Below are 23,724 nucleotides of genomic sequence, written 5' to 3' on the forward strand. Positions count from 1 at the left end.
TTTTTATTTTAAGAAAATAACTGTCTTAACTAACAGCTTCTTTTATTCTTTTAATGGCTTCAATAATTTGCTCTTGAGATGCCGCGTAAGATATACGAATACAATCTGGATTTCCAAACGCACCACCATCAACAGTAGCAACTAAAGCTTCTTCTAATAAGAACATAGAAAAATCGGCTGCATCTTTAATAGTGTGTCCTTTTATCGTTTTTCCGAAGAAATGCGTTACGTTAGGAAATACGTAAAAAGCACCTTCCGGCGTATTGGTTTTAAAACCTTCTATATCGTTTAATAAATCTAAAATTAAATCACGACGTACTTTAAATTCGTCAATCATGTATTGCACACGACTTGGCGATTCGTTAAGCGCTGTAATGGTAGCACGCTGTGCAATACAGTTAGCACCACTTGTTATTTGACCTTGCATTTTGTTGCAAGCTCTAGCTATTTTTTCTGGAGCACCAATGTATCCAATACGCCATCCCGTCATTGCAAATGCTTTAGAAACACCATTTACAGTAATTGTGCGATCGTACATATCTTCAAATTGCGCCATACTTGCATGACCTCCAACGTAGTTAATGTGTTCGTAAATTTCATCTGAAACTACATAAACATCTGGATATTTAACTAGTACATCAGCTAAGCCACGTAATTCTTCTTTGCTGTAAATAGAACCACTTGGGTTGCAAGGCGAGCTAAACCAAATCATTTTAGTTTTAGGCGTAATAGCAGCTTCTAACTGTGCAGGTGTCATTTTAAAATCGGTATCGATGGTTGTTTTAACTTCAACAGGGATACCATCATTTAATTTAATTAAATCGGCATAACTAACCCAGTAAGGACAAGGCATAATAACTTCGTCGCCTTTGTTAGTCATAACGGCAGCAATATTCGCTAACGATTGTTTTGCACCTGTAGAAACCACAATTTGTGCAGGTGTGTAAGTTAGGTTATTATCACGTTTAAATTTGGTGATAATAGCTTCTTTTAAATCGCCATAACCATCTACAGGAGAGTAAGAGTTATAGTTTTCGTTTATAGCTTGTATAGCAGCCTCTTTAATAAAATCTGGTGTATTAAAGTCTGGCTCACCCAAACTTAAACCAATAATATCTTTTCCTTCTGTTCTTAATTCTCTTGCTTTTGCAGCCATGGCCAATGTCGCAGACGTAGCCATGTTTAAAATTCTATCGGATAGTAATTGCATGTATTAAATAAAAATAGTTGTTAGTGTTAAGCTTGTAAAGCTGGATTCATACCCATTTCTTTTAAATGTCTAAAATGAGCTATAATTGCTTTACGGGTTGTTTTATATTCGTTGTAAGGTAAGTTAAATTCTTTAGCGGTTTTCTTCACAATTTCCGCTATTTTATCATAGTGAATATGACTTATATTAGGGAAAATATGATGTTCTATTTGGTGGTTTAAACCTCCAGTAAACCAGTTTATAATTCTGCTTTTCGCACCAAAATTAACAGTAGTACGTAATTGGTGAATGGCCCAAGTGTTTTTTATAGTGCCATCTGCTTCTGGTAAAGGCATTTCGGCATCTTCCATAACGTGAGCTAATTGAAACACAACACTTAAAATTAAGCCAGCTGTATAATGCATTATAAAAAATCCTAAAAGGATTTTCCACCAAGAAATTTCAAGAATTAGCATCGGTAAAACAATCCATATCGCTACATAAATCACTTTAGAAATAACTAATTTACTCCAGTTCCAAACAGGGTTTGGTAGTTTTCCGTAAGATAATTTACGTTTCATATAACGTCTCATTTGTTGCCAGTCTGTGGTAATAGCCCAATTGATAGTTAATAAACCATAAAGTAAAACAGAATAATAATGTTGGAATTTATGATGCCATTTCCATTCGGTATGCTCGGTAAAACGTAATACGCGTCCGGCATCTAAATCTTCGTCGTGGCCATGAATGTTCGTGTACGTGTGGTGTAAAACATTGTGTTGTACTTGCCAGTTGTATACGTTTCCGGCCAAAATATAAATACTACTACCCATTAATCGGTTTATCCATTCTTTGTTTGAAAATGAACCGTGGTTACCGTCGTGCATTACATTCATTCCAACACCAGCCATACCAATACCCATTACAATGGTAAGTAAAAGTTGTGCCCAGCCAGGAATGTTTAATGTTAATAATAAAAAGTAAGGGGTTAAAAACAATGAAAACATGGTGATTGTTTTTGCCCAAAGTTTCCAGTTTCCAGTACGTTTAATATTGTTTTCTTTAAAGTATTCATTTACACGTTTGTTAAGTGTTTTAAAAAACTTCGCAGAGTCGATTCTAGAAAAGGAAGGTGCTTGTTTAGTCATGTTGATAATTTTTAATACAGTATATAATTAATGCCTATACCATACGGGGCGCAAAGATAGGCATAAACCTAGATAAAGTATAACGTTTTTTTATAAAAATATGTATGTAAAAAGCATATTTTTGTTGAAAATTTAACAAGAATGTCCAGTAAATAAGAGAATAATTTGGCAACTACCAGAGATTTCATCGGTTTATCGACTTTCTTTTTTTAATAAAACGAATTAAAATTAATGGAATTAATACTTAAATATTTTAATAATCTTACCCAAGATCAAATTGATAAATTCACCAAGCTAGAAGCTTTATACCAAGATTGGAATTTGAAAATAAATGTCGTTTCTAGAAAAGATATTGATGAGTTGTATTTACGCCATGTTTTACATTCGTTAGCCATAGCAAAGCTTATTCAGTTTAAAGATGGAAGTGAAATAATGGATGTGGGCACTGGTGGTGGATTTCCTGGAATTCCATTAGCTATTATGTTTCCTAATTGTTCATTTCATTTGGTCGATAGCATTGCTAAAAAGTTAAAAGTAGTCGATGAGGTAGTTGAGGGTCTTGGACTTAGCAATGTAAAAACTACGCACACGCGTGTTGAAGAGGTTAACGAAACCTACGATTTTATTGTAAGTCGTGCTGTAGCTGCGATGCCTACCTTTGTTCATTGGGTTAAAGGGAAGATAGCTAAAGAGCAAAAACACGATTTAAAAAATGGTATTATTTATTTAAAAGGTGGCGATTTAGGAGAGGAATTACAAGATTATAAAACAGCAAAAATTTACAATTTAACCGATTATTATTCGGAAGATTTTTTTGAAACCAAGAAAATTGTTCACCTGCCTATGAAATACAAAGTCTAGTTAAGATTTTGTAGATTTTTGAAATTATCATTCAAATAATAAAATTGATTTTGATGCCAGTAGGTGTTTTTTAAAGCATCAACATTGGTAACGGGTTGGTTAGGAGATATAATGTTTGATGCTTTATCAAAATAAAATTTAGCCTTCTCCAAATCCTTTATTTTTTGATAAGACATGGCAAGGCCTAAAAGGGCATCAAAATCCAAAGCATCAAAACTTAAAGCATCTTCAAAATCGGAAATAGCTTTAATAAATTCACCTAAGAATAAATGAGTGGCGCCTCGGTAAAAATAAGCGTAACTATTATTATCATTCAGTTTTAACGATGAAGAAAAATCATCGTTAGCTCTTTGGTAATAATTAATATTTAATAGAAAGACGCCTCGGTTGTAATACGTGTCTGCATTTGGGTCTACTTTGATGGCACGCGAATAATCTTCTAAAGCCTTTAAGTGGTTTTGTAAACCTTGGTAGGCCTGTGCTCTTTGGTAGTATAATTTGGGGTTTAAAGGATTAAAAGTTATTAATTTATTGAAATCTTTTATAGCTTCAATAAATTCTCCCAAATCTAAATTAACGCAACCTAAACTGTAAAGAGCATCGGTTAAACTTTTGTCTAGTTCGAATGCTTTTCTGTAGTCTTCTTTAGCGCCTTCGTAATCTTTAATACTGTATCTGGAATTTCCTCTGTTGAAATATGTATCGGCATCTGGTTCTACTAGAATAATTTTAGAATAATCTACGATAGCCCCATGATAGTCACCTAAATCATTCTTGGCAAGCGCTCTAAAAAAATAAGCATCTAAATTTTTAGAATCTAGGGCGATTACTTGTGAGTATAAATCTATTTTTTCATTCAAATCAATCGATTTGTTTGCCTGCCTAAGAAGTTTATTAACTTGTGCAAATGATGTAAAGCAAAAAAATAAGGTCGCTATAATAAGTAAGTGTCTTTTCATAAGAAATGAATGCATCAAAAAATATGCCTATCTGTTTTTCATGATGAAAGGTAATTAATTTTTTTTGAAAAAATAAAACCCATCAAATTTTGATGGGTTTTATTTTAGTTAAAATTTATAATTACTATTCACCTAAAAAAGGATATCTGTAATCTGTAGGTGTAACAAAGGTTTCTTTAATTAATCTGGTAGAAACCCAACGCATTAAATTTTGTGGGCTACCTGCTTTATCGTTGGTTCCAGAGGCTCTGGCACCACCAAAAGGTTGCTGGCCTACAACTGCTCCAGTTGGCTTGTCGTTAATGTAGAAGTTACCAGCGCTGTTTTGTAATGCTGTTGTTGCTTCAGTTATCGCATATCTGTCTTTAGAAAGAATAGCGCCTGTTAAAGCATAATCACTGGTGCTATCTACTAATTTTAAAGTTTCAGAAAAAGCATCATCCTCATACAAATAAATGGTAATAACTGGACCAAATAATTCTGTATGCATGGTAGTATATTGAGGATTTGTAGTTAAAATAACTGTAGGTTCTATAAAATATCCTTTGCTTTTGTCGTAACCACCTCCAATTATAATTTCTGCATCAGAATCTGCTTTTGCTTGTTCAATATACTTAACAAGTTTATTAAATGATCCTTCATGAATAACAGCAGTAATGAAATTACTCATGTCTTCAGGAGATCCCATTTTGAATGAATTAACCTGTTCTGTTAAAATCTCTTTAACCTCATTCCAGATGCCTTTAGGAATGTATGCTCTCGAAGCAGCACTACATTTCTGACCTTGGAATTCAAATGCTCCACGAGCAATGGCTGTAGCAACTTGTCTTGGATTTGCAGTTTTATGAGCAACAATAAAGTCTTTACCTCCTGTTTCTCCAACAATTCTTGGATAAGTTTTATAATTATGAATGTTGTTTCCTATTTGTTTCCAAAGTTCTTTAAATACAAAAGTAGAACCCGTGAAATGCAATCCAGAAAAATCCGGACTAGATAAAACCGTTTCAGAAATCATCACAGGATCTCCAAAAACAACGTTAATAACGCCAGCTGGTACGCCTGCTTCTTCAAAAACATCCATGATAACTTTAGCAGAATAAACTTGACTATCGCTTGGTTTCCAAACCACAACATTACCCATTAAAGCCATGCAAGCTGGTAAATTTCCAGCAATCGCAGTAAAATTAAAAGGGGTTACAGCGTATGTAAAACCTTCTAGAGGTCGGTACTCAACACGGTTCCAAGCATCGCTGGTGCTTTCCGGTTGTTCACTGTATATGTCCATCATAAATTGTACATTAAAACGCAGGAAGTCTACTAGTTCGCAAGCCGAATCAATCTCTGCCTGATGAATTGTTTTAGACTGTGCAATCATGGTAGCAGCGTTAATTTTAGCTCTGTACGGTCCTGCAATTAATTCTGCAGCTTTTAAAAAGATGCCTGCACGTTGTTCCCATGGCATTTGAGACCAGGTCTTTCTGGCTTCTAATGCTGTTGCAATAGCTTCTTCAACATGCGATTTTTCAGCTAAATGATAAGTTCCTACAATATGTTTGTGGTCATGAGGAGGTGACATTTCCTTTTTATTAGCGGTACTAATATATTGTCCGTTAATATAAAGTGGAACATCAACTTTGCTATTATACATACTCTTGTATGCTTTTAAAACCGCATCGCGCTCTGGTGATCCAGGTGCATAACTCTTTACAGGTTCGTTAATAGCGATTGGCACATTAAAAAAGCCTTTTCCCATGATTTGTTTGTTTTTGTTATTAATTTTTCAATAAATTGGTTACAAAGCTAATGATTTTCAAAGGATTTCTTTGTTCGGGCTTTCTTAAAAGCTCGTTAAAATTTATTTATTTTTGTAAGCTTAATATATAAAGATAGACTTGATTTTATATGTGTACTGTATCCATTGTTCCTTTAGGAAAAAATAATTTTGTTTTAACGTCTAACCGTGATGAAGCACCCAATCGAGTCTCGCTTGCGCCTCAAATATTTACAGAAAATGATGTAAAATTGTTATATCCAAAAGATGTTGAAGCCGGAGGTACATGGATTGGTGTAGGTGAAAACAAAAGAGCTGTTTGTTTACTTAATGGCGCCTCAGAAGGCTACGATATCACCAAGAAATTTATGAGAAGTCGCGGCTTGGTAGTGAAAGATTTTTTAACCACAACTAATTTGCAGGCTGCTTTTAGTTCTTATAACCTCGAAGGGGTTGCGCCCTTTACCATGGTAATAATTGACTGGAATCTAGATTTGAGTTTTTTTGAATTGTTATGGGATGGACAAAACAAAATATGGCATACATTGCCTTTAGAGCCCAAAGTTTGGTCATCATCGACATTGTATAACAATGAGATGAAAGAAATACGAAAACATTGGTTTGATACTTTTGCATTGAAGAATAATCTAACAGCTGCATCCCTATTAAAATTTCACAAAACTGCTGGGTTAGATAATAATATTTTTGGAGTTATTATGGATCGGGGACCTGTTAAAACAACAAGTATTACACAAGTGAAACTTGACAACCATGTTGTTGAATTGTATTATGAAGATTTGCTAAACCCATTAAAAACAGTCACTACTTTTAATATGAAAAATTTTGTGAATGGCTAATACAGGAATTATTTTAACCTTAGCCTATCCAGAAACTATTGTAATGGTTTCACAAGAATGGTTTTCACCATTTTTACGATTTATTGGTGTTGGAAAAAAGAATTATTTAAGAGCTGGTCACGCTGCTTTAGTTTTAATAAATAAAGCAACAGGTGTTTTAGAATATCACGATTTTGGCCGTTATATCACGCCCGAACCAATGGGCAGGGTGCGAGGAAGCGATACCGATAACGAGTTACACTTGCCATTAAAAGCTATTATTGAAGATGATGTTATTTTAAATTTAAACGACATTCTTAAATATTTAGCAACTCATCCCAAGATAACTCATGGCGAAGGAAAATTAGTAGCCTCTGTTTGCGCATTAGTAGATTATAACCTTGCCAGAAAGCATATTAATAGCATGCAAGAACAACATTTTATTAGATATGCAGCTTTTAAAAAAAATGCGTGTAATTGTGCGCGCTTTGTAACCGATACTTTAATAGTTTCTGTTATTAATGAAAAAATAAAAAAGCGACTAAAAAAATCGAAACGATTCACCCCAAGTACGGTTGGAAATGTGTTGCTTGCAAATACAGAACGTCAAGTATTTGAAGTTTCAGAATTAGGTGAAATTTCGGTTTTTAGGGGTAGTCAAAAAAGCGAAAACTTACGTTGTTTTTTAGATCCGCTTAAAAATCATCGGGTTAATTTTGAAGGTACTTTAATACCTAAGTATTTTGAAGGATTAAACGAAAAAGCCCAGTGGTTATCTGGTATAGCTGCTGGCGCATGGTTTGAGCTTCATAAAGATGATACAGAAACTAAATTTGTTTTTAGACGTTTATCTCCGCATGGTCATTTAGATGTGCATGATTATTTTGTAACAGAAACGGAAGGATTTGATTACCACGAACCGTTTGAATTTGTTCATTACTCCAACTGCAAATTTTTTCATATTAAACAATCGGACAAACTATATAGATTTGATAGAGTTTGTTAATTTTTTTAATTTGAATGAAACCTAAAAAAAAATAGGCAAGTTAATTAATAGCAAAAACAGCACTCAGCTTAAAATTTGGAATGGCAACATGAAATTTTTGAGTAGAAGCTAAATTTATCATGTTATAATGACCTTGCATAGATCCAAAAGGCGAGGTAAGTAAACACCCCGAACTATATGTGTAAAATTCACCGGGCTTAATTACTGGTTTTTTACCAATAACACCTTCGCCATCAACAATAATAGGGCTGTTTAAAGCATCTAAAATTTCCCAATGTCTTGAAAGAAGTTGCACAGAATCTTTACTTTGATTCTCAATAGTAATGGTATAAGTAAAGGCGTAGTTAATTTTATAATTTTTATAAAAGGAACCTTCGTAATTTGTAATTACAGAAATTTTTATGCCTTTTGTAACGAGTTGAACCATACTAAAGTTTTAAGTTCCATGTGATTTGGTATTGCTAAAATAACAATTATTGCTAGTATGTTAGCTATTTTAACACGTTTTTTAACAAGACTAAATTCCCTAGTCTTTCAGTTAATTTGAAATATTTATAGAACTACCTTCTCCAATACCTATAATTTTATCGTATCGAGCTCCCAGATCTCGGTAATAAACAATGACCTTATAATTGTTTTCAGTTTGATAAAAATTACCACTTATAGCCCCTTCGTCTAGAACATTGTTTTTGTTTAAAACGACGTATTTATAGTTGTAAAACCCCTGTTTTAATAGCATCATATTGGTGTAGAGGTTTTTTTCTTTATCAAAAATCATCTTGTTAGAGTCATCTAATACATAATTATTAAAATTACCGTAAATATAAATTTCAGAGTCTGGCTCTAAATTTTTTGGCGGTATTAACGAAAAGTGCATCCAAACATAATCGGCTTCAATACTCGGGTTTTCTGCATCAACAACAGTAATTAAATAATTTCCGTTTATATCAGGATTGTAAGTGTAGGGTCTATTTTTTCTTGAAAAATTGGTAAAAAGGTAATTGTGGTATAACTCTTTTAAGTCAATAAATTGTATGCCTGTATTGGCCGCTCTAACATCTTTATTTTCAAAAAAAAGATATTCGTTGCCAGCCCAAAAACTGGTTTCCGAATCGTATTTATAAATAAGTTGGTTTCCTATAGTAAAGAGTGGTTGTAAGTTATAAATAGCCGTATTTAAATTGTTGTTTTGAACAATAATGGCCTTTACTGTTTGTTTAGGATTGTTAAATTGTATATTGTTTGATGAAATATTAATATCTACTCGTTGTTTTTCTTCAATAAACTCAATGCTTCTACTGCGTTTTATATCTACACCTACAATAGCCAAATCTTCGTAAATCATGAATTTTCTGGAAAACATAAGCTCGTTATAGCTGTTGTAAATAAAAATCATATAATTTCCAGAAACTTTTAATCCTTTAGTTTGTTCATTTGGAATGGTTAGTTGATAATGTGAATAGATTTGATAGGTGTTAAATGAATTTTCATAGGTTCTTATGCGTTGGTTGTCAAGCCCATTCATAAATTCCGATTTAAATAAAATAGAAGGTGTCCAATCGGCATTATAATATTCTATTTTATAGTAATAATCATCTTCATTTCCATTCAAAGCATCGAATTCTAAAGTTAAATAATCGCCTAACTTTAAAATTGGCAATTGTGTTTCGGGAGTGTTGCCTTTAAAATTTATAGTTTTAATATAGTTGGGCGGATGTACTTCTTCAACTTGAGAAATCCCTAAATATGAAAAAAACAACAGAATTATTGTGATTATTAAAGAATGATTCATTAAACTAGATGTATTTTTTGTAAATATATACAAAATTCGTGCCTCTTGCATAAGTTGTTATTTAGAATGAATACAAATAATAAACTATAAATAACATTGTATTTTTTTAGTAAAGAAATTTGTATTTTTGCTGCGATTTTTAGACAACTAATTTCAATATAAAAAATATGTCAAACGACATTCGCATTAAAAAAGGTCTAGACATTAAGCTTAAGGGTGAAGCAGAAAAAACCTTGGAAAAGGCAATAGTAAGCAACTTTTATACTTTAAGACCAGATGACTTCCATAGCGTAATCCCGAAATTAATTTCAAACGTTGGAGCTAAAGTAAAAGCAGGAGAGCCTGTGTTTTACAATAAATCCAATGAAAACATTAAGTTTGTTTCTCCTGTTGCAGGTGAAATTATTGAAATTGCACGTGGTGAGAAACGTAAAATTTTATCAGTTAAAATTCAAGCAGACAGCGAGCAAACATACCAAGATTATGGTGTGTTTAATTTAGATGCAGCAACACCTGAAGCGGTTAAAGCACATCTGTTAGCTTCGGGTTGTTGGCCTTTTATAAAGCAACGACCGTATGATGTTATTGCAAATCCAGATAAGGCGCCTAAAGCTATTTTCATTTCTGGTTATGCAAGTGCACCATTATCTGCCGATTTGGATTTTACTTTAAAAGGAAAAGAAGCCGAACTGCAAGCTGCAGTTACTGCTTTAGGAAAACTTACCGAAGGTAAATTACACATTGGTATAGGTAGCTCAACATCTCCATTAGCTGGATTAAATGGTGTTGTAACCCATAAGGTTACGGGGCCACATCCATCTGGAAATGTGGGTACATTAATTAATAAAATAGACCCGGTAAATAAAGGTGAAGTTGTGTGGACAGTAAGTGCACAAGATCTTGTTATTATTGGGGAACTTTTATTAACCGGAAAGTTTAATGCAGAGCGTATAGTTGCCTTAGTTGGATCTTCTATCGAAAAACCAAGATATTTTAAAACTAAAATAGGTAGTGAGTTATCTACTGTGGTTTACGATAAAGGAGTTTCAGAAGGTGCTCATGTTCGTGTAATTTCAGGAAATGTTTTAAGCGGAAAACAAGTTGGACCAGGTGGTAATTTAGATTATTACAGCAATGTAATAACGGTTATTCCAGAAGGTGATGACTATGAATTTTTTGGATGGAATAAACCTGTTTTTAATAAAATTTCTACTTCTAGAGCTTTAACTTTTTCTTGGTTAAATCCTAATAAGAAGTACGATTTAAATACAAATACCAACGGAGAGCACAGAGCATTTGTTGTAACTGGTAGTTACGAAGAAGTATTTCCTTTAGATATTTATCCAATGCAAATATTAAAAGCATGTATGTATAAAGATTTAGATGAAATGGAAGCTTTAGGAATGTACGAAGTAGCTCCCGAAGATTTTGCTTTAACAGAATTTATATGTGTTTCTAAACAACCACATCAAAAAATAATTAGAGAAGGTTTAGACTTAATGCTAAAAGAAATAGGATAATGGGTTTAAAAGAAAGTTTACACAGTTTTAAAGAAAAAAATAAAGGTAAGAAGTGGTTACCTGCTTTTTCTGCATTACATACGTTTTTATATTTACCTAATGAGACAACTCATGGTGGAACACATATAAAAGCTGCCGATGATTTAAAACGTACCATGAACACGGTTATTATGGCATTAATACCATGTTTAATCTTTGGTATGTTTAATGCAGGTTATCAGCATTATTTAGCCTTAGGTGAAATAGAATCTGCTAACGGATTTTTAGGTGCTTCATTCTGGACTATCGATAATTTAATCGTTGGTTTATGGCAAGTACTTCCTTTAGTTGTTGTGTCTTACGGAGTTGGTTTAGGAATCGAATTCTTATTTGCCATCATTAAAGGGCACGAAGTTGAAGAAGGGTATTTAGTAACAGGTATGTTAGTGCCACTTATTGTTCCTGTTGATATTCCATTATGGATGTTAGCTGTAGCAGTTGCATTTGGTGTTGTTATTGGTAAAGAAGTTTTTGGTGGAACAGGAATGAATATTCTTAATCCAGCATTAACCATAAGAGCCTTTTTATTCTTCGCATATCCAACTTGGATGTCTGGTGATAAAGTTTGGGTTCATGGTGCAGTAGAACGCGATAGAATGATTGCTGCAGGACAAAACCTAGATGCTATTTCTGGAGAAACCATTTTAGGTGCCTATGCTCAAGGCAAATCTGTAGTTTACGATTATTGGGATATGTTTTGGGGTTTAATTCCAGGTTCGGTTGGTGAAACTTCAAAATTCTTAATTATCATAGGTGCTTTATTTTTAATATTCACTAAAATAGGAAGCTGGAGAATTATTGTTTCAACTTTTGTTGGAGCACTATCTATGGGACTTATATTTAATTTTATTGTAGATTCTGGTTGGATTGCTGAAACAAGCAAATTCTATGGATTAATGAGTGTGCCTTTCTGGCAACATTTAATAATAGGTAGTATTATGTTTGGTGCTGTTTATATGGCAACCGATCCTGTTACAGCATCGCAAACAAACAAAGGAAAATGGATTTATGGATTTTTAATAGGATTTATTTCTATTTTGATTCGTGTATTCAATCCTGCATATCCAGAAGGTGTATTTTTAGCTATTCTATTAATGAATGTATTTGCACCAACCATCGACCATTACGTAATTCAGGCGAATGTTAAATCAAGAATGAAACGTTTAAAAGCTAAAGTAGCATAACAATGGAAAATAGAACAGATAAAAATTCATATACCATTCTATTTGCTATAGCAATGGTTGTAGTTGTAGGTGCTTTATTAGCATTTACAGCATCTTCTTTAAGCCCAAAGATTACAGAAAATCAACGTATAGAAAAACAACAAAACATTCTATACGCTATGGGTGTAAATAATAACGGTGAAAAAAATGCTGAATTTGTATCAACAAAAGAAGCACCTGAGTTGTTTTCAAAATACATTACTAAACAGTTGGTTATTTCTAACGGAAAAGTTTCAGAGGATGATAAAGCTTATTTAATAGATTTAAAGAAAGATAAATCTGCAGCAGCAGGTGATGACTCTAAACGTAATTTGCCAGTATTCGTTGGTGAAAAAGATGGAAATACTTTTTATGTAATTCCAGTTTACGGTAAAGGACTTTGGGATGCTATTTGGGGTTATGTCTCTGTTGATGCCAATATGGTTATTAAAGGGGCATATTTCGACCATAAAGGTGAAACACCTGGTTTAGGAGCTAACATAAAAGAGCGTTTTTTCATGGACGATTTTATTGGTGAACATTTGCTAGACGAAAACGGAAACTTTAAAGGTGTAGACGTCGCTAAAGGAAATGCCGATCCTACAAATCAAAATAAAACAGATAACGAGGTAGATGCCATAGCAGGGGCCACCATTACGGGTAATGGAGTATCTGCTATGATAAAAAGTGATTTAAAGCTTTATAAACCTTTTTTCGATAATTTAAAAAATAATTAATCTATGGGACTTTTATCAAAAAAAGACGCAAAGTTAATAACAGATCCATTAGCAGATAACAACCCTATTACTATTCAAGTATTAGGTATATGTTCTGCTTTAGCTATCACTGCTCAATTAAAAGCATCTATAGTTATGGCATTATCTGTAATGGCCGTTTTAGCTATAGGAAACGTTGTAATATCTTTAATGAGAAACATCATTCCTTCAAAAATTAGAATTATTGTACAGTTAGTTGTTGTAGCTGCTTTAGTAATTGTGGTAGACCAAGTTTTAAAAGCATTCTCATACGAACTAAGTAAAACACTATCTGTATTTGTTGGATTAATTATTACTAACTGTATTATCATGGGACGTTTTGAAGCCTTTGCTTTAGCTAACGGGCCATGGAAATCATTTTTAGATGGTATTGGTAATGCTGCTGGTTATGGTTTAATTTTAGTTATCGTTGGTTTCTTTAGAGAGTTATTAGGTTCTGGAACTTTATTAGGCTTCCCTGTATTAGGTGATCCTATTGGAAAAACAGGATTATATGCTATAGGTTACGAGAATAATGGATTTATGTTATTATCTCCTATGGCCTTAATCGTTGTTGGAATTATTATTTGGGTTCAACGTAGCAGAAATAAAGCATTAATTGAAGATTAATTGGTTGTTAATTAGTAATTGTTAATTTATTACTGTTACTAAATTCCAAAAACAAAAATATATGGAACATTTAGAATTATTTTTAAAGTCAATATTTATAGATAACATGGTATTCGCAACCTTTTTAGGTATGTGTTCTTACTTAGCGGTATCTAAAAAAGTGAATACAGCTGTTGGTTTAGGAGCTGCTGTAGTTTTCGTAATGCTTATAACAGTGCCTTTAAACTGGTTATTAGACCATTATTTATTACAACCGGGCGCTTTAGTTTGGTTAGGCGAAGAATATGCAAGTTACGATTTAAGTTTCTTATCTTTTATTATGTTTATTGCAACCATAGCAACTATGGTGCAGTTAGTTGAAATAGTAGTTGAGAAATTTTCACCATCATTATACAATTCATTAGGTATCTTTTTACCGCTTATAGCAGTAAACTGTGCTATTTTAGGAGGTTCATTATTCATGCAATCTCGTGAAATTCCTACTTTAGGTTTGGCTACGGTTTACGGTGTAGGTTCAGGGATAGGCTGGTTTTTAGCGATACTTGCCATTGCAGCTATTCGCGAAAAAATTAGATATTCAAATGTACCACCTGCATTAAGAGGTCTAGGAATTACATTTATAATCACAGGTTTAATGGCTATCGGGTTTATGAGCTTTGGTGGTATGTTAACTGGAGGTGATGTTGCTCCTAAAAAAGAAGAAAAAACTGCAAAAGTTGATTCTAACTTAGAGAAAGAAAAAGAAGTTTTAGCTAACAACATAAAAGTAAACGAGTAGTATGATTTTAGCAGCAGGAACAACAGGAACCATAGCCGTAACAGTAATTGCGTTTTTAATTATTACGCTTTTACTTGTAACATTATTATTGGTAGTAAAACAAAAATTATCACCTTCTGGTCCGGTAAAAATTACCATAAATGGTGAAAAAGAAATAGAAGTAGCCTCTGGTGGAAGTTTATTATCTACTTTAGGAAATCAAAAAATATTTTTACCATCGGCTTGTGGTGGTGGAGGTACTTGTATTCAATGTGAGTGTCACGTTTTAGAAGGTGGTGGATCTGCGCTTCCAACTGAAACACCTCATTTTACAAGAAAAGAATTAGAACATGGTGCCCGTTTGGCTTGTCAGGTTAAGGTAAAACAAGACATGAATATTACCATTCCAGAAGAGGTTTTTGGTATTAAAAAATGGGAAGCAGAAGTGGTTCGTAATTATAACGTAGCATCTTTTATTAAAGAGTTTGTAGTTCGTATTCCAGAGGATATGAATTATAAAGCTGGTGGTTATATTCAAATTGAAATTCCACCATGTGAAATTAAATATTCTGATATTGATATTACAGCGCATCCAGAAGAGCATGAAACACCAGACAAGTTCCAGGCAGAATGGGATAAATTTGGTTTATGGTCTTTAGTTATGAAGAATAACGAAACTGTAGAAAGAGCTTACTCAATGGCTTCTTACCCTGCAGAAGGTCGTGATATCATGTTAAACGTTCGTATTGCTACCCCACCATGGGATCGTAACAAAAACGGATGGATGGATGTAAATCCTGGTGTAGCTTCATCTTACATTTTCTCTAGAAAACAAGGCGATAAAGTAACCATTTCAGGACCTTACGGCGAGTTCTTCATTAACGAATCTGATGCTGAAATGTTATATGTAGGTGGTGGAGCAGGTATGGCGCCAATGCGTTCACACTTATATCACTTATTCAAAACATTAAAAACAGGAAGAAAAGTAACGTATTGGTACGGTGGTCGTTCTAAACGTGAGTTGTTCTATTTAGATCACTTTAAACAATTAGAAGACGCTTTCCCTAACTTTAAATTTTATTTAGCATTATCTGAACCTTTACCAGAAGATAACTGGAAAGTTAAAGCAGATTTAGATGCTCCTGGTGATGGTTTCGTTGGCTTTATTCATAATTGTGTTATTGACAATTATTTGAGTAAGCATGAATCTCCGGAGGATATTGAATTATATTTCTGTGGACCACCATTAATGAACAAAGCTGTTCAAAAAATGGGTGAGGATTTCGGTCTTGCCGATGAGAATATTAGATTTGACGACTTTGGAGGTTAATTTGAAGTCTTAATAAATAAAAAAAGCCAACTTTAAAGTTGGCTTTTTTTATTGCATAATTAAATCATATTTTGGTTTATCATTTTCAAATTCAAATAGTTTGGAATAATCCATAACATTGGAAACATTATCCATACTGCAAAGTAATTCTACAACTTTTGTGAGACCATTAAATAACAGGTCTTTGTCGGTAGCGTTTTCTGGTTTTTTGTTTTTATGATGAAAAGGTAACTCGTATTGGCATGCTTTTAGAAATGTTGCTTCAATTTGAAGCAATTCCGAAGGTGTATAACCATTAAATTTTCTTCCAAGTGCCTGATGCACCCTACCAACATAATTAAGTTCCAGCGAGCCATGGTCATCCGATAAATGTTTCCAGCTATCGGTGTTATCTAGAATATTCCCAACAGCACATTGTTTACAGCATTCAGGATTTAATTGATTATTATGAAAAGCGATGTAAAGTTTTTTAATAGCTTGCTCTAATCGAATGGACGTTTTCATCTTTTTTTTATTTCTAAGTTAAAAAAAATATTTGTAATCCTTTAATGATTAGAAGATTAATGGCAATATAAATTTGAATAAAGCTATAAGTAAAACCACAGAAATAATATTTAAAATAATTCCAGTTCGTGCCATTTCACTCACTTTAATATAACCACTAGCAAATACAATGGCATTTGGGGGTGTTGCCATAGGAAGCATAAAAGCGCAACTACTAGCTATGGTAACAGGAATTAATAGGTATAATATTGGAATGTTTAATCCAATGGCGATGCCAGCTACCACCGGCGCTAAAACGGCTGTAAGGGCAACATTACTCATAAGCTCTGTCATAAACAACATCAAGGTTATTAAAACGGTTGCCATAAGCATAATACTTATTTGGCTTTCTGAAATACTTTTAGCAACAATATCAATTATACCAGAACTTTGCATGCCATTTGCTAAAGCTAAACCACCACCAAACAAAATTAAGATCCCCCAAGCTAACTTGTTAGTGTCTTGCCATTGTAAAATAAAATCTCCTGTTTTTAATTTAAATGGTACGGTAAATAAGGCTAATGCACCAAACATACTAATCAGGGTGTCCGATAACTCTAAGTTTGGAATTATAGAATTAATAACCGTTCTAAAAATCCAAAGGAAAACAGTGATGCCAAAAATTATTAAAACATGTTTCTCCTTTTTTGTTATTTTTCCAAGTTTGTTAAGTTCAATATCAATAAAATCTTGAGTTGTAATAAAAGTTAATCCTTTGTTTGGAAACAACCATGTTACCATGATAAAATAGATTATGGCTATAAGAATAATTGAAAATGGTAAGCCGAAAGCCATCCATTTAACAAATGAAATTTCAATGTTATATTGATTTTCTAAAAGTCCAATTAAAATAGAATTTGGCGGTGTGCCAATTACAGTTGCAATACCTCCAGCATTTGCAGCAAAGGCAATACCCATCATGACACTCACTGCAAAATTTTTATCTTTTTTAGTAAAGCCATCCTTATCATTAATTAGTAATTGAATAACAGACATGGCTATGGGTAACATCACAACGGTGCTTGCCGTATTGCTAATCCACATACTCATAAAGCCCGTAGCTATCATAAATCCGAGAATAACTTTATTTGGTGTGGTTCCTGTTCTTTTTATAATACTTAGTGCAATACGCTTATGTAAATTTACTTTTTCTAATGCCAGAGCCAATACAAAGCCTCCAAAGAAAAGAAATACAATAGGACTTCCATAATTCGAGCCAACATCGGCAATGGGCATGACTTTAAAAAGCGGAAATAAAAGCAATGGTAGTAAGGCTGTTACAGAAATCGATACGGCTTCAGTTATCCACCATGTTACCATCCAAAGTGCCGATGCAATCACATAATTGGCGTTTTCTGTTAAGTTTTCAATAGGAAAAAAATGTAAAACGGTAAATAAAAGCGGACCAATAAAAAGTCCGATAATTTTAGAATAGGGATGGTTTTTCATTAAAGCAAATAATTTATAATTTAGAATGGTTGGTAATTGAAATTAAAGTTAAATATTTTTTATACTAGCGTAAGCTAATTTTTAATATTAATTTTGCAACATGAGTAAACCACTTACCAAACAAGAACTACATAATTTGGCCATGAACCATGTTGGAAAAGATTTAGAACAACGTGGCTTCGAGTTTGTTGCTATAAATAGCACCTTAAAAAAACATCCCCAATTTGTTTGTATAGACAAAAATAGTCAGTATTACTTTGTAATTGTTAGAGCTGTTATTTTGCCTGAAAATCCCAATAATTATGATGTTATCTGGATGGAAACTTTTAAAAAACATGCAAGAGAAAAAGATGCTAAAGTGCTTTATGCAGGCGTGGGTATTGGAAATGTAAATGGCGAAAATCTGCCAATTTATTTAAATGAAGAATATTTGCTGGAATACAATGGAATTCAATTGTTAGAAACTAATTTGAATTAAATGAAATATGTTTTAAGTTTTTGCCTGTTAGTTTTTATAGTTTCATGTAAACAGGAACCAAAAAACACCAAGCTAACAGGACCGGTTTTTGGAACCAGTTATTCTGTTATTTATGATGCTCCAGAAGATTTTAAAAAACAGTTTGACAGTTTGTTTTATGTGATTAATAATTCGATGTCAACGTATCAAACTAATTCCATAATTTCCAAATTAAATAGAAATGAAGATAGTTTGGTTGATGCTCATTTTATAAAGGTGTTTAATACTTCCAAAGACATTTATAAATCTACACAAGGCGCTTTCGATCCTACCATTGGTGCATTAGTTAATGCTTGGGATTTTGGTCCGGAAGGAAAAATAGTGAATTTAGATAGCCTTAAAATAGACAGTTTAATGCATTATGTTGGGTTTGATAAAGTGAAAATTAATAATCAAATAGTTTCTAAACCTAAAGCAACTTTTATAGATTTTAACGCTATTGCAAAAGGGTATGGGGTCGATGTTATTGGTGAATTTCTAGAAAGTAAAAATGTTCAAAACTATTTGGTTGAAATTGGTGGTGAAATTCGAGTAAAAGGAATTAATGTTGAAAAAAACAGCCCTTGGAAAGTAGGAGTAGAGCAACCTCATTTCGATGGAGAGCAGTCCATTTTAAAAGCAATTAGTTTAAAAAATGAAGCTATGGCTACTTCGGGAACCTACAGAAAATTTAAAATTGACGACAACGGCAACCGATACGCCCATATTATTGATACCAATACAGGCTATCCAAGTAAAACCAATTTATTAAGTATTTCTGTAATAGCTAATAATTGTATGACAGCCGATGCTTATGCAACTGCATTTAAGGCTATGGGAATTGAAAAGATAAAAGCTTTTTTACAAACGCATTCAAACCTAAAAGTGTTCTTGATTTTCGAAAATGATAACAAGGAATTTGAAACCTTAGCTTTAAACGGATTTCCAGAGCAATAAATTACTTATATACCACCGGAATTATTTCTTCGGGTGCTAAACAATACGTTTCTATGGCCTCTTTTGAAAGTTTCGAGGTGTAGTTTACTTCATCTACTTTAAAACCAATACGTCTCAGTTTGTCAAAATAATCGCGCCCGTAAACACGCACATGGTCGTATTGTCCAAATATTTTGGCGCGTTCTTTTTTGTCTGTAATTGTATTGTCCTCGAAAGTAGTTTGTCTGCTTAAATCTTGCGGAATTTGGAATATACCATAACCACCAGGCTTCATAACACGATATAGTTCTTGCATGGCTTTTGTATCGTCTGGAATATGTTCTAAAACGTGATTACATAAAATGATATCATAGCTGTTATCATCAAACGGAAGGTCGCAAATATCTGCTTTTACATCGGCAATGGGCGATAGTAAATCGGTGGTGGTGTAATCTAAATTATTAAGATTTTTAAAACGTTTTAAGAAGCATTGTTCTGGGGCAAAATGAAGCACTTTTTTTTTAGCAGTAAAGAAATCTGTTTCATTTTTTAAGTACAACCATAACAGTCTATGGCGTTCTAAACTTAATGTAGAAGGCGATAAAACGTTCGTTCGTTGTTTACCGTAACCATAGGGTAAAAAGGTTTTAAAACGCTTTCCATCTATAGGGTCTATATATTTATTTCCTTTTAAAAAAAAAGCTAAAATAGGCCTTACGACATAACTTAAGCGAATAAGTAGCGGTCGTGGAACCAGATTTAATATGATTTTAAAAAGATTTTTCAAACGTATTATGCTTCAACTTCAGCATTAGAATGTATCAAATTAGAAATATTATCCCATAAAGAAATACGGTGTTCTAAGGCTAATTTTGCAATTTCAAGGTTTTCATTCCATTTTGTAGCATCATCACCACATAATTCTTCAATCATTTTTAATGATAATGGTCCGTGTTCATCGCCATCTAATTCAATATGTCTGTTCAAATAATAACTAAGCTTACTAAATGATTTGTCTTTAGTTTCAGAAGTATTAATTATTTGGAAAAACATGTCTGGTATAACATCTTCACGACCAAAAGTAAATGCAGAAGCAATTAAATGCGGTTTTTCAGTATTAATAACATCGAAGGTAAACTGAACAAATTTTAGGGTGTTCTTGTTTAATTGCACCTCTGAAGCCGCTCTGTTAACCGAGTAACCTTGGTTTATTAAAGCGATGAAATCGTTAATTTGATTTGTGTTTGCGCCCGTTTGATTCATGGCATCAATATACATTTCAAAATGACTTTTAGGCTCTCCCAGTTCGTTAATATCGCTTTCTTCACCCAATACAATTTCGTTTATAAATCGTGCTGTTGAAGCATTCGCTGAAGGCGTCCAAGGTAGTGAAGTTGTTGTTAAATTATTTTGAAGCGCTTTTAACAAGGACATAAAATCCCAAACGGCAAAAACATGCTGCTCCATGAAGATTTTTATGTCTTCAACAGTTTGAAGGTTTTTGTATAAATTATGATTGTTAAGTTGGGCTCTTAAATTTTCGAGTTCTTTTTCAATATGTTTTATGGCACTCATAAGTTATTATAAAACTAAAGCTTTTTGTCTAAATTCATCTTCTTCGTTACTTTCTATGCCTAATGCATCGTATATATAGGCGAAAGTTGAAAGCAATTCTGGTTTACCATCTACAATGGCAACGTCGTGCTCAAAATGGGCACTTGGTTTATTATCTAAAGTTGTAATAGTCCAGCCATCGCTATGTTGTTTAATGCGGTGGGTGCCTTGGTTTATCATTGGTTCTATGGCAACAACCATACCTTCAACAAACTTTTTGCCACGACCTCGTTTTCCATAGTTTGGCATCTCCGGATCTTCGTGCATTTTTTTTCCTAAACCATGACCAACCAATTCTCTAACAACGCCATAGCCATGATCTTCACAGTATTTTTGAATGGCATAGCCAACATCGCCCACGCGATTGTTTATTTTAAATTCTCTAATGCCAACATATAAAGATTCCTTTGTAATCTTTAATAATTTTTCGGTTTCAGGGTCGATTTCTCCAACAGCAAATGTATAAGCGTGGTCACCATAAAATCCGTTTTTTAAAGCACCACAATCAATTGAAATAATATCGCCTTCAACTAAAGGTGTATTGTTAGGAATACCATGAACAACCTGAGTATTAGGACTCATGCAAAGCGTGTTAGGGAAATCGTATAAACCTAAAAATCCAGGAATGGCTCCATGATCTCTAATGCAAGTTTCTGCTATTTTATCTAACTCGAGGGTTGTTACGCCTGGTTTAATTTCTTTGGCAAGTTCTCCTAATGTTTTCGAAACTATTAAGGCGCTTTCTCGCATTAATTCAATTTCTTCTCTGGTTTTTATAACAATCATGATTCTAAAAAAAATATGTGCAAAGATACTTAAATTCTATAGAAAGATGCTGTTTAATGCGAAAAGCATTATTTGAAAAAATTAAAAAAACCTTTCTTTTTTTCTGGAAGGGGCGGTTTGGAATTTGTTAATAGTTGGTAGATTTCTCCCCAACCTAAAAATCCACCTATATTTCTATCGTCAATAAAAACATCGGCGTGAATTTTTCTACTTGTTAGGTCGCTTAAAGTTTCTTCGGGGTAACTTTTATTGACTGCATAAAAAGTAATGTTGTTGTCTTTACAAAATTGAACGGCTTCATCGAGTTTGATACCACTTCTGTATGTCCATAAAATAAGCCTATGCCCATGCTCTTGAAGTTTTTTAAGTGTTTCAAAAGCAAAAAGCATCGGCTTTCCTATGTTTGGATAAGCATCTTCAACTATAGTCCCATCAAAGTCTACAGCAATAATAAGATGTTTATTAAAATTCATTCAATAGTTTTATATTAAAGGAAAACGGGTCATGGCTTTGGGTTGCTCTACACCAATTAATTTTAAAATGGTTGGAGCTACATCGCCTAAAACACCGTCTTTTATTTCTTTTAAATCGTTATCGATTAAAATAACAGGTACTGGGTTTGTTGTATGTGCTGTATTAGGTGAGCCATCTGGGTTAATCATGGTTTCACAGTTACCGTGGTCTGCAATTAGCAGGGTGGAGTAACCGTTTTCTAATCCGGTTGTAACAACGTCTTTAACACAAGCATCTACAGCTTCACAAGCTTTAATAGCGGCTTCCATAACACCAGTGTGTCCTACCATATCGCCGTTTGCAAAGTTTAAACAAACAAAATCGGCTTCGCCTTTTTTTAGATCTTCAACTAAGGCATCACGTAATTCGTAGGCGCTCATTTCTGGTTGCAAATCGTAAGTAGCAACTTTTGGAGAATTTTTTAAGATTCTAGATTCTCCTTCAAACGGTGTTTCTTGTCCGCCAGAAAAGAAAAAAGTTACGTGTGGATATTTTTCAGTTTCGGCAATTCTAATTTGTTTTTTACCAGCTTTAGATAGAACTTCACCTAAAGTTTCGGTGATGTTATCTTTATTGAAAATAACTTTAATACCTTCAAAAGCATCGCTATAATTAGTAATTGTAACGTAATAAAGATCTAGTTTTTTTGTTTCGTATTCAGGGAAATCTTTCTGATTTAACATTTCTGTTAATTCGCGACCTCTATCGGTTCTAAAATTATAGAAAATAATAACATCGTCTTTTTCAACTTTAGCAATAGGTTCGTTATTACTATCGGTTAAAATTAATGGTTTTATAAACTCATCTGTAACGTCGTTATCGTAATTAGCCTGAATAGATGCGGTTGCATTAGTGGTTTTAGTACCAACGTTATTCACGATGGCATCATAAGCTAATTTAACACGTTCCCAACGTTTGTCTCTATCCATAGCGTAATAACGCCCCGTGATAGTTGCTAATTTAGTGTTTGTTCCTTCAATATATTTTTCTAAATCGGCTACATATCCTTTTCCAGATTTCGGATCTACATCGCGACCATCTGTAAAAGCATGAACATACGAATGAACACCGGCTTTATTAGCTGCATCAATAAAACCTCTTAAGTGGCTTGTGTGTGCATGAACTCCACCATCACTTAATAAACCTAAAAAGTGAACTTTTTTATTGTTTTTTGAAGCGTATTCTAAGGCTTCTATTAATACTTTTTCGTCTTTTAAAGTATCGTTTTGAATTGCTAAATTAATTTTAGCTAAATCTTGATACACGATGCGACCAGCACCTAAATTCATATGGCCTACTTCGCTGTTTCCCATTTGACCATCAGGTAAACCAACATGCAAACCGTCGGTTCTTAAAGTAGCAAAAGGATATTTTTTATAAAGAGAATCTATAAATGGCGTTTGAGCATTATTGATAGCAGAAACTTTTGGATCTGGAGAGTTTCCCCAGCCATCAAGTATCATTAAGATGACTTTTTTATTCATTTTTTATTGGTATTTAATAGAGTTCAAATATACTGAAGTTTGCGCTATAAAGATTAAAAACAAGCCACTAAAAGCGTTATGTTTTCAGGTTTTTATGAGATTTTAAAA

At 33.3% G+C, this 23,724-nt stretch carries 24 protein-coding genes; 11 read left to right on the forward strand and 13 right to left on the reverse strand.

Annotated features, from left to right (window positions below; translation table 11 throughout):
* Positions 1–25: 25 nt before the first annotated feature.
* Both AW14_RS07960 and AW14_RS07965 read right to left on the reverse strand, forming a co-directional pair.
* Positions 26–1,210, reverse strand: a complete 1,185-nt coding sequence (locus tag AW14_RS07960) for a pyridoxal phosphate-dependent aminotransferase (RefSeq protein ID WP_044638332.1) — start codon at positions 1,208–1,210, stop codon at positions 26–28.
* 26 nt (positions 1,211–1,236) lie between these two features.
* Positions 1,237–2,337, reverse strand: coding sequence for a fatty acid desaturase family protein (locus tag AW14_RS07965; RefSeq protein ID WP_044638333.1), 1,101 nt, complete (start codon positions 2,335–2,337; stop codon positions 1,237–1,239).
* Between the two features lie 231 nt (positions 2,338–2,568).
* On the opposite strand from AW14_RS07965, the gene rsmG reads away from it, so the two are divergent.
* The gene (rsmG, locus tag AW14_RS07970) at positions 2,569–3,198 is read left to right on the forward strand and encodes a 16S rRNA (guanine(527)-N(7))-methyltransferase RsmG (RefSeq protein WP_044638334.1); all 630 of its coding nucleotides are present in this window, start codon (positions 2,569–2,571) and stop codon (positions 3,196–3,198) included.
* Here the strand turns inward: rsmG and AW14_RS07975 are convergent.
* Both AW14_RS07975 and pruA read right to left on the reverse strand, forming a co-directional pair.
* The gene (locus AW14_RS07975; protein ID WP_044638335.1) at positions 3,195–4,157 is read right to left on the reverse strand and encodes a tetratricopeptide repeat protein; all 963 of its coding nucleotides are present in this window, start codon (positions 4,155–4,157) and stop codon (positions 3,195–3,197) included. The two genes, rsmG and AW14_RS07975, sit on opposite strands and share 4 nt — an antisense overlap.
* Before the next feature lie 124 nt (positions 4,158–4,281).
* Positions 4,282–5,910 (reverse strand): L-glutamate gamma-semialdehyde dehydrogenase, encoded by a 1,629-nt coding sequence (gene pruA / locus AW14_RS07980; RefSeq protein ID WP_044638336.1) that lies wholly within the window; start codon positions 5,908–5,910, stop codon positions 4,282–4,284.
* 149 nt (positions 5,911–6,059) lie between these two features.
* Here pruA and AW14_RS15345 point away from each other — a divergent pair, with 149 nt between their 5' ends.
* Together AW14_RS15345 and AW14_RS07990 are read left to right on the forward strand one after the other, a co-directional pair.
* Complete coding sequence (locus AW14_RS15345) at positions 6,060–6,785, forward strand: NRDE family protein (protein WP_044638337.1); 726 nt, start codon at positions 6,060–6,062, stop codon at positions 6,783–6,785.
* The gene (locus AW14_RS07990; RefSeq protein ID WP_044638338.1) at positions 6,778–7,770 is read left to right on the forward strand and encodes a DUF6695 family protein; all 993 of its coding nucleotides are present in this window, start codon (positions 6,778–6,780) and stop codon (positions 7,768–7,770) included. Before AW14_RS15345 ends, AW14_RS07990 begins: the two co-directional genes overlap by 8 nt.
* A 40-nt stretch (positions 7,771–7,810) precedes the next feature.
* Here the strand turns inward: AW14_RS07990 and apaG are convergent, their stop codons facing one another.
* The gene (gene apaG, locus AW14_RS07995) at positions 7,811–8,197 is read right to left on the reverse strand and encodes a Co2+/Mg2+ efflux protein ApaG (RefSeq protein WP_044638339.1); all 387 of its coding nucleotides are present in this window, start codon (positions 8,195–8,197) and stop codon (positions 7,811–7,813) included.
* 111 nt (positions 8,198–8,308) lie between these two features.
* Positions 8,309–9,562 (reverse strand): type IX secretion system plug protein, encoded by a 1,254-nt coding sequence (locus AW14_RS08000; protein ID WP_044639551.1) that lies wholly within the window; start codon positions 9,560–9,562, stop codon positions 8,309–8,311.
* A gap of 167 nt (positions 9,563–9,729) precedes the next feature.
* On the opposite strand from AW14_RS08000, the gene AW14_RS08005 reads away from it, so the two are divergent.
* From AW14_RS08005 to nqrF, 6 genes are all read left to right on the forward strand, one after another.
* A complete protein-coding gene (locus tag AW14_RS08005; RefSeq protein WP_044638340.1) occupies positions 9,730–11,082 on the forward strand; it encodes a Na(+)-translocating NADH-quinone reductase subunit A in 1,353 nt (450 codons plus the stop codon).
* Positions 11,082–12,305 (forward strand): NADH:ubiquinone reductase (Na(+)-transporting) subunit B, encoded by a 1,224-nt coding sequence (locus tag AW14_RS08010; protein WP_044638341.1) that lies wholly within the window; start codon positions 11,082–11,084, stop codon positions 12,303–12,305. Before AW14_RS08005 ends, AW14_RS08010 begins: the two co-directional genes overlap by 1 nt.
* A 2-nt stretch (positions 12,306–12,307) precedes the next feature.
* Complete coding sequence (locus tag AW14_RS08015; RefSeq protein WP_044638342.1) at positions 12,308–13,060, forward strand: Na(+)-translocating NADH-quinone reductase subunit C; 753 nt, start codon at positions 12,308–12,310, stop codon at positions 13,058–13,060.
* 3 nt (positions 13,061–13,063) lie between these two features.
* Positions 13,064–13,708, forward strand: coding sequence for an NADH:ubiquinone reductase (Na(+)-transporting) subunit D (locus AW14_RS08020; protein ID WP_044638343.1), 645 nt, complete (start codon positions 13,064–13,066; stop codon positions 13,706–13,708).
* A 61-nt stretch (positions 13,709–13,769) separates the two neighbouring features.
* Positions 13,770–14,486 carry an NADH:ubiquinone reductase (Na(+)-transporting) subunit E gene (gene nqrE / locus AW14_RS08025; protein ID WP_044638344.1) on the forward strand — a complete coding sequence of 239 codons (717 nt, stop codon included), beginning with the start codon at positions 13,770–13,772 and terminating at the stop codon, positions 14,484–14,486.
* 1 nt (position 14,487) lies between these two features.
* Positions 14,488–15,795: an NADH:ubiquinone reductase (Na(+)-transporting) subunit F gene (nqrF, locus tag AW14_RS08030; protein ID WP_044638345.1), complete on the forward strand. Its 1,308-nt coding sequence runs from the start codon at positions 14,488–14,490 to the stop codon at positions 15,793–15,795.
* A 48-nt stretch (positions 15,796–15,843) separates the two neighbouring features.
* Here the strand turns inward: nqrF and AW14_RS08035 are convergent, their stop codons facing one another.
* Together AW14_RS08035 and AW14_RS08040 are read right to left on the reverse strand one after the other, a co-directional pair.
* A complete protein-coding gene (locus tag AW14_RS08035) occupies positions 15,844–16,299 on the reverse strand; it encodes a hypothetical protein (RefSeq protein ID WP_044638346.1) in 456 nt (151 codons plus the stop codon).
* A 48-nt stretch (positions 16,300–16,347) separates the two neighbouring features.
* Entirely contained in the window at positions 16,348–17,787 is a 1,440-nt protein-coding gene (locus tag AW14_RS08040; protein ID WP_044638347.1) for an SLC13 family permease, read from the reverse strand.
* 100 nt (positions 17,788–17,887) lie between these two features.
* Here AW14_RS08040 and AW14_RS08045 point away from each other — a divergent pair, with 100 nt between their 5' ends.
* Together AW14_RS08045 and AW14_RS08050 are read left to right on the forward strand one after the other, a co-directional pair.
* Entirely contained in the window at positions 17,888–18,265 is a 378-nt protein-coding gene (locus AW14_RS08045; protein WP_044638348.1) for a hypothetical protein, read from the forward strand.
* The gene (locus tag AW14_RS08050; RefSeq protein WP_044638349.1) at positions 18,266–19,240 is read left to right on the forward strand and encodes an FAD:protein FMN transferase; all 975 of its coding nucleotides are present in this window, start codon (positions 18,266–18,268) and stop codon (positions 19,238–19,240) included.
* A 1-nt stretch (position 19,241) separates the two neighbouring features.
* Here the strand turns inward: AW14_RS08050 and AW14_RS08055 are convergent, their stop codons facing one another.
* The 5 genes from AW14_RS08055 to gpmI form a co-directional block, all read right to left on the reverse strand.
* Positions 19,242–20,006, reverse strand: coding sequence for a class I SAM-dependent methyltransferase (locus AW14_RS08055; RefSeq protein WP_044638350.1), 765 nt, complete (start codon positions 20,004–20,006; stop codon positions 19,242–19,244).
* 5 nt (positions 20,007–20,011) lie between these two features.
* Positions 20,012–20,794: a DUF3050 domain-containing protein gene (locus tag AW14_RS08060; protein WP_044638351.1), complete on the reverse strand. Its 783-nt coding sequence runs from the start codon at positions 20,792–20,794 to the stop codon at positions 20,012–20,014.
* 6 nt (positions 20,795–20,800) lie between these two features.
* Complete coding sequence (gene map / locus AW14_RS08065; protein WP_044638352.1) at positions 20,801–21,619, reverse strand: type I methionyl aminopeptidase; 819 nt, start codon at positions 21,617–21,619, stop codon at positions 20,801–20,803.
* A gap of 68 nt (positions 21,620–21,687) precedes the next feature.
* Entirely contained in the window at positions 21,688–22,092 is a 405-nt protein-coding gene (locus AW14_RS08070; RefSeq protein ID WP_044638353.1) for a BT0820 family HAD-type phosphatase, read from the reverse strand.
* A gap of 9 nt (positions 22,093–22,101) precedes the next feature.
* Entirely contained in the window at positions 22,102–23,616 is a 1,515-nt protein-coding gene (gene gpmI, locus AW14_RS08075; protein ID WP_044638354.1) for a 2,3-bisphosphoglycerate-independent phosphoglycerate mutase, read from the reverse strand.
* Between the last annotated feature and the right edge of the window lie 108 nt (positions 23,617–23,724).

Source organism: Siansivirga zeaxanthinifaciens CC-SAMT-1, from assembly GCF_000941055.1.
GTDB classification, from domain to species: Bacteria; Bacteroidota; Bacteroidia; order Flavobacteriales; family Flavobacteriaceae; genus Siansivirga; species Siansivirga zeaxanthinifaciens.

What these genes read in the sequence shown, in the direction of transcription:
- AW14_RS07960 (WP_044638332.1), bottom strand. Translation starts at nt 1,210, where the DNA reads ATGCAATTACTATCCGATAGAATTTTAAACATGGCTACGTCTGCGACA.
- AW14_RS07965 (WP_044638333.1), bottom strand. Translation starts at nt 2,337, where the DNA reads ATGACTAAACAAGCACCTTCCTTTTCTAGAATCGACTCTGCGAAGTTT.
- rsmG (WP_044638334.1), top strand. Translation starts at nt 2,569, where the DNA reads ATGGAATTAATACTTAAATATTTTAATAATCTTACCCAAGATCAAATT.
- AW14_RS07975 (WP_044638335.1), bottom strand. Translation starts at nt 4,157, where the DNA reads ATGAAAAGACACTTACTTATTATAGCGACCTTATTTTTTTGCTTTACA.
- pruA (WP_044638336.1), bottom strand. Translation starts at nt 5,910, where the DNA reads ATGGGAAAAGGCTTTTTTAATGTGCCAATCGCTATTAACGAACCTGTA.
- AW14_RS15345 (WP_044638337.1), top strand. Translation starts at nt 6,060, where the DNA reads ATGTGTACTGTATCCATTGTTCCTTTAGGAAAAAATAATTTTGTTTTA.
- AW14_RS07990 (WP_044638338.1), top strand. Translation starts at nt 6,778, where the DNA reads ATGGCTAATACAGGAATTATTTTAACCTTAGCCTATCCAGAAACTATT.
- apaG (WP_044638339.1), bottom strand. Translation starts at nt 8,197, where the DNA reads ATGGTTCAACTCGTTACAAAAGGCATAAAAATTTCTGTAATTACAAAT.
- AW14_RS08000 (WP_044639551.1), bottom strand. Translation starts at nt 9,562, where the DNA reads ATGAATCATTCTTTAATAATCACAATAATTCTGTTGTTTTTTTCATAT.
- AW14_RS08005 (WP_044638340.1), top strand. Translation starts at nt 9,730, where the DNA reads ATGTCAAACGACATTCGCATTAAAAAAGGTCTAGACATTAAGCTTAAG.
- AW14_RS08010 (WP_044638341.1), top strand. Translation starts at nt 11,082, where the DNA reads ATGGGTTTAAAAGAAAGTTTACACAGTTTTAAAGAAAAAAATAAAGGT.
- AW14_RS08015 (WP_044638342.1), top strand. Translation starts at nt 12,308, where the DNA reads ATGGAAAATAGAACAGATAAAAATTCATATACCATTCTATTTGCTATA.
- AW14_RS08020 (WP_044638343.1), top strand. Translation starts at nt 13,064, where the DNA reads ATGGGACTTTTATCAAAAAAAGACGCAAAGTTAATAACAGATCCATTA.
- nqrE (WP_044638344.1), top strand. Translation starts at nt 13,770, where the DNA reads ATGGAACATTTAGAATTATTTTTAAAGTCAATATTTATAGATAACATG.
- nqrF (WP_044638345.1), top strand. Translation starts at nt 14,488, where the DNA reads ATGATTTTAGCAGCAGGAACAACAGGAACCATAGCCGTAACAGTAATT.
- AW14_RS08035 (WP_044638346.1), bottom strand. Translation starts at nt 16,299, where the DNA reads ATGAAAACGTCCATTCGATTAGAGCAAGCTATTAAAAAACTTTACATC.
- AW14_RS08040 (WP_044638347.1), bottom strand. Translation starts at nt 17,787, where the DNA reads ATGAAAAACCATCCCTATTCTAAAATTATCGGACTTTTTATTGGTCCG.
- AW14_RS08045 (WP_044638348.1), top strand. Translation starts at nt 17,888, where the DNA reads ATGAGTAAACCACTTACCAAACAAGAACTACATAATTTGGCCATGAAC.
- AW14_RS08050 (WP_044638349.1), top strand. Translation starts at nt 18,266, where the DNA reads ATGAAATATGTTTTAAGTTTTTGCCTGTTAGTTTTTATAGTTTCATGT.
- AW14_RS08060 (WP_044638351.1), bottom strand. Translation starts at nt 20,794, where the DNA reads ATGAGTGCCATAAAACATATTGAAAAAGAACTCGAAAATTTAAGAGCC.
- map (WP_044638352.1), bottom strand. Translation starts at nt 21,619, where the DNA reads ATGATTGTTATAAAAACCAGAGAAGAAATTGAATTAATGCGAGAAAGC.
- AW14_RS08070 (WP_044638353.1), bottom strand. Translation starts at nt 22,092, where the DNA reads ATGAATTTTAATAAACATCTTATTATTGCTGTAGACTTTGATGGGACT.
- gpmI (WP_044638354.1), bottom strand. Translation starts at nt 23,616, where the DNA reads ATGAATAAAAAAGTCATCTTAATGATACTTGATGGCTGGGGAAACTCT.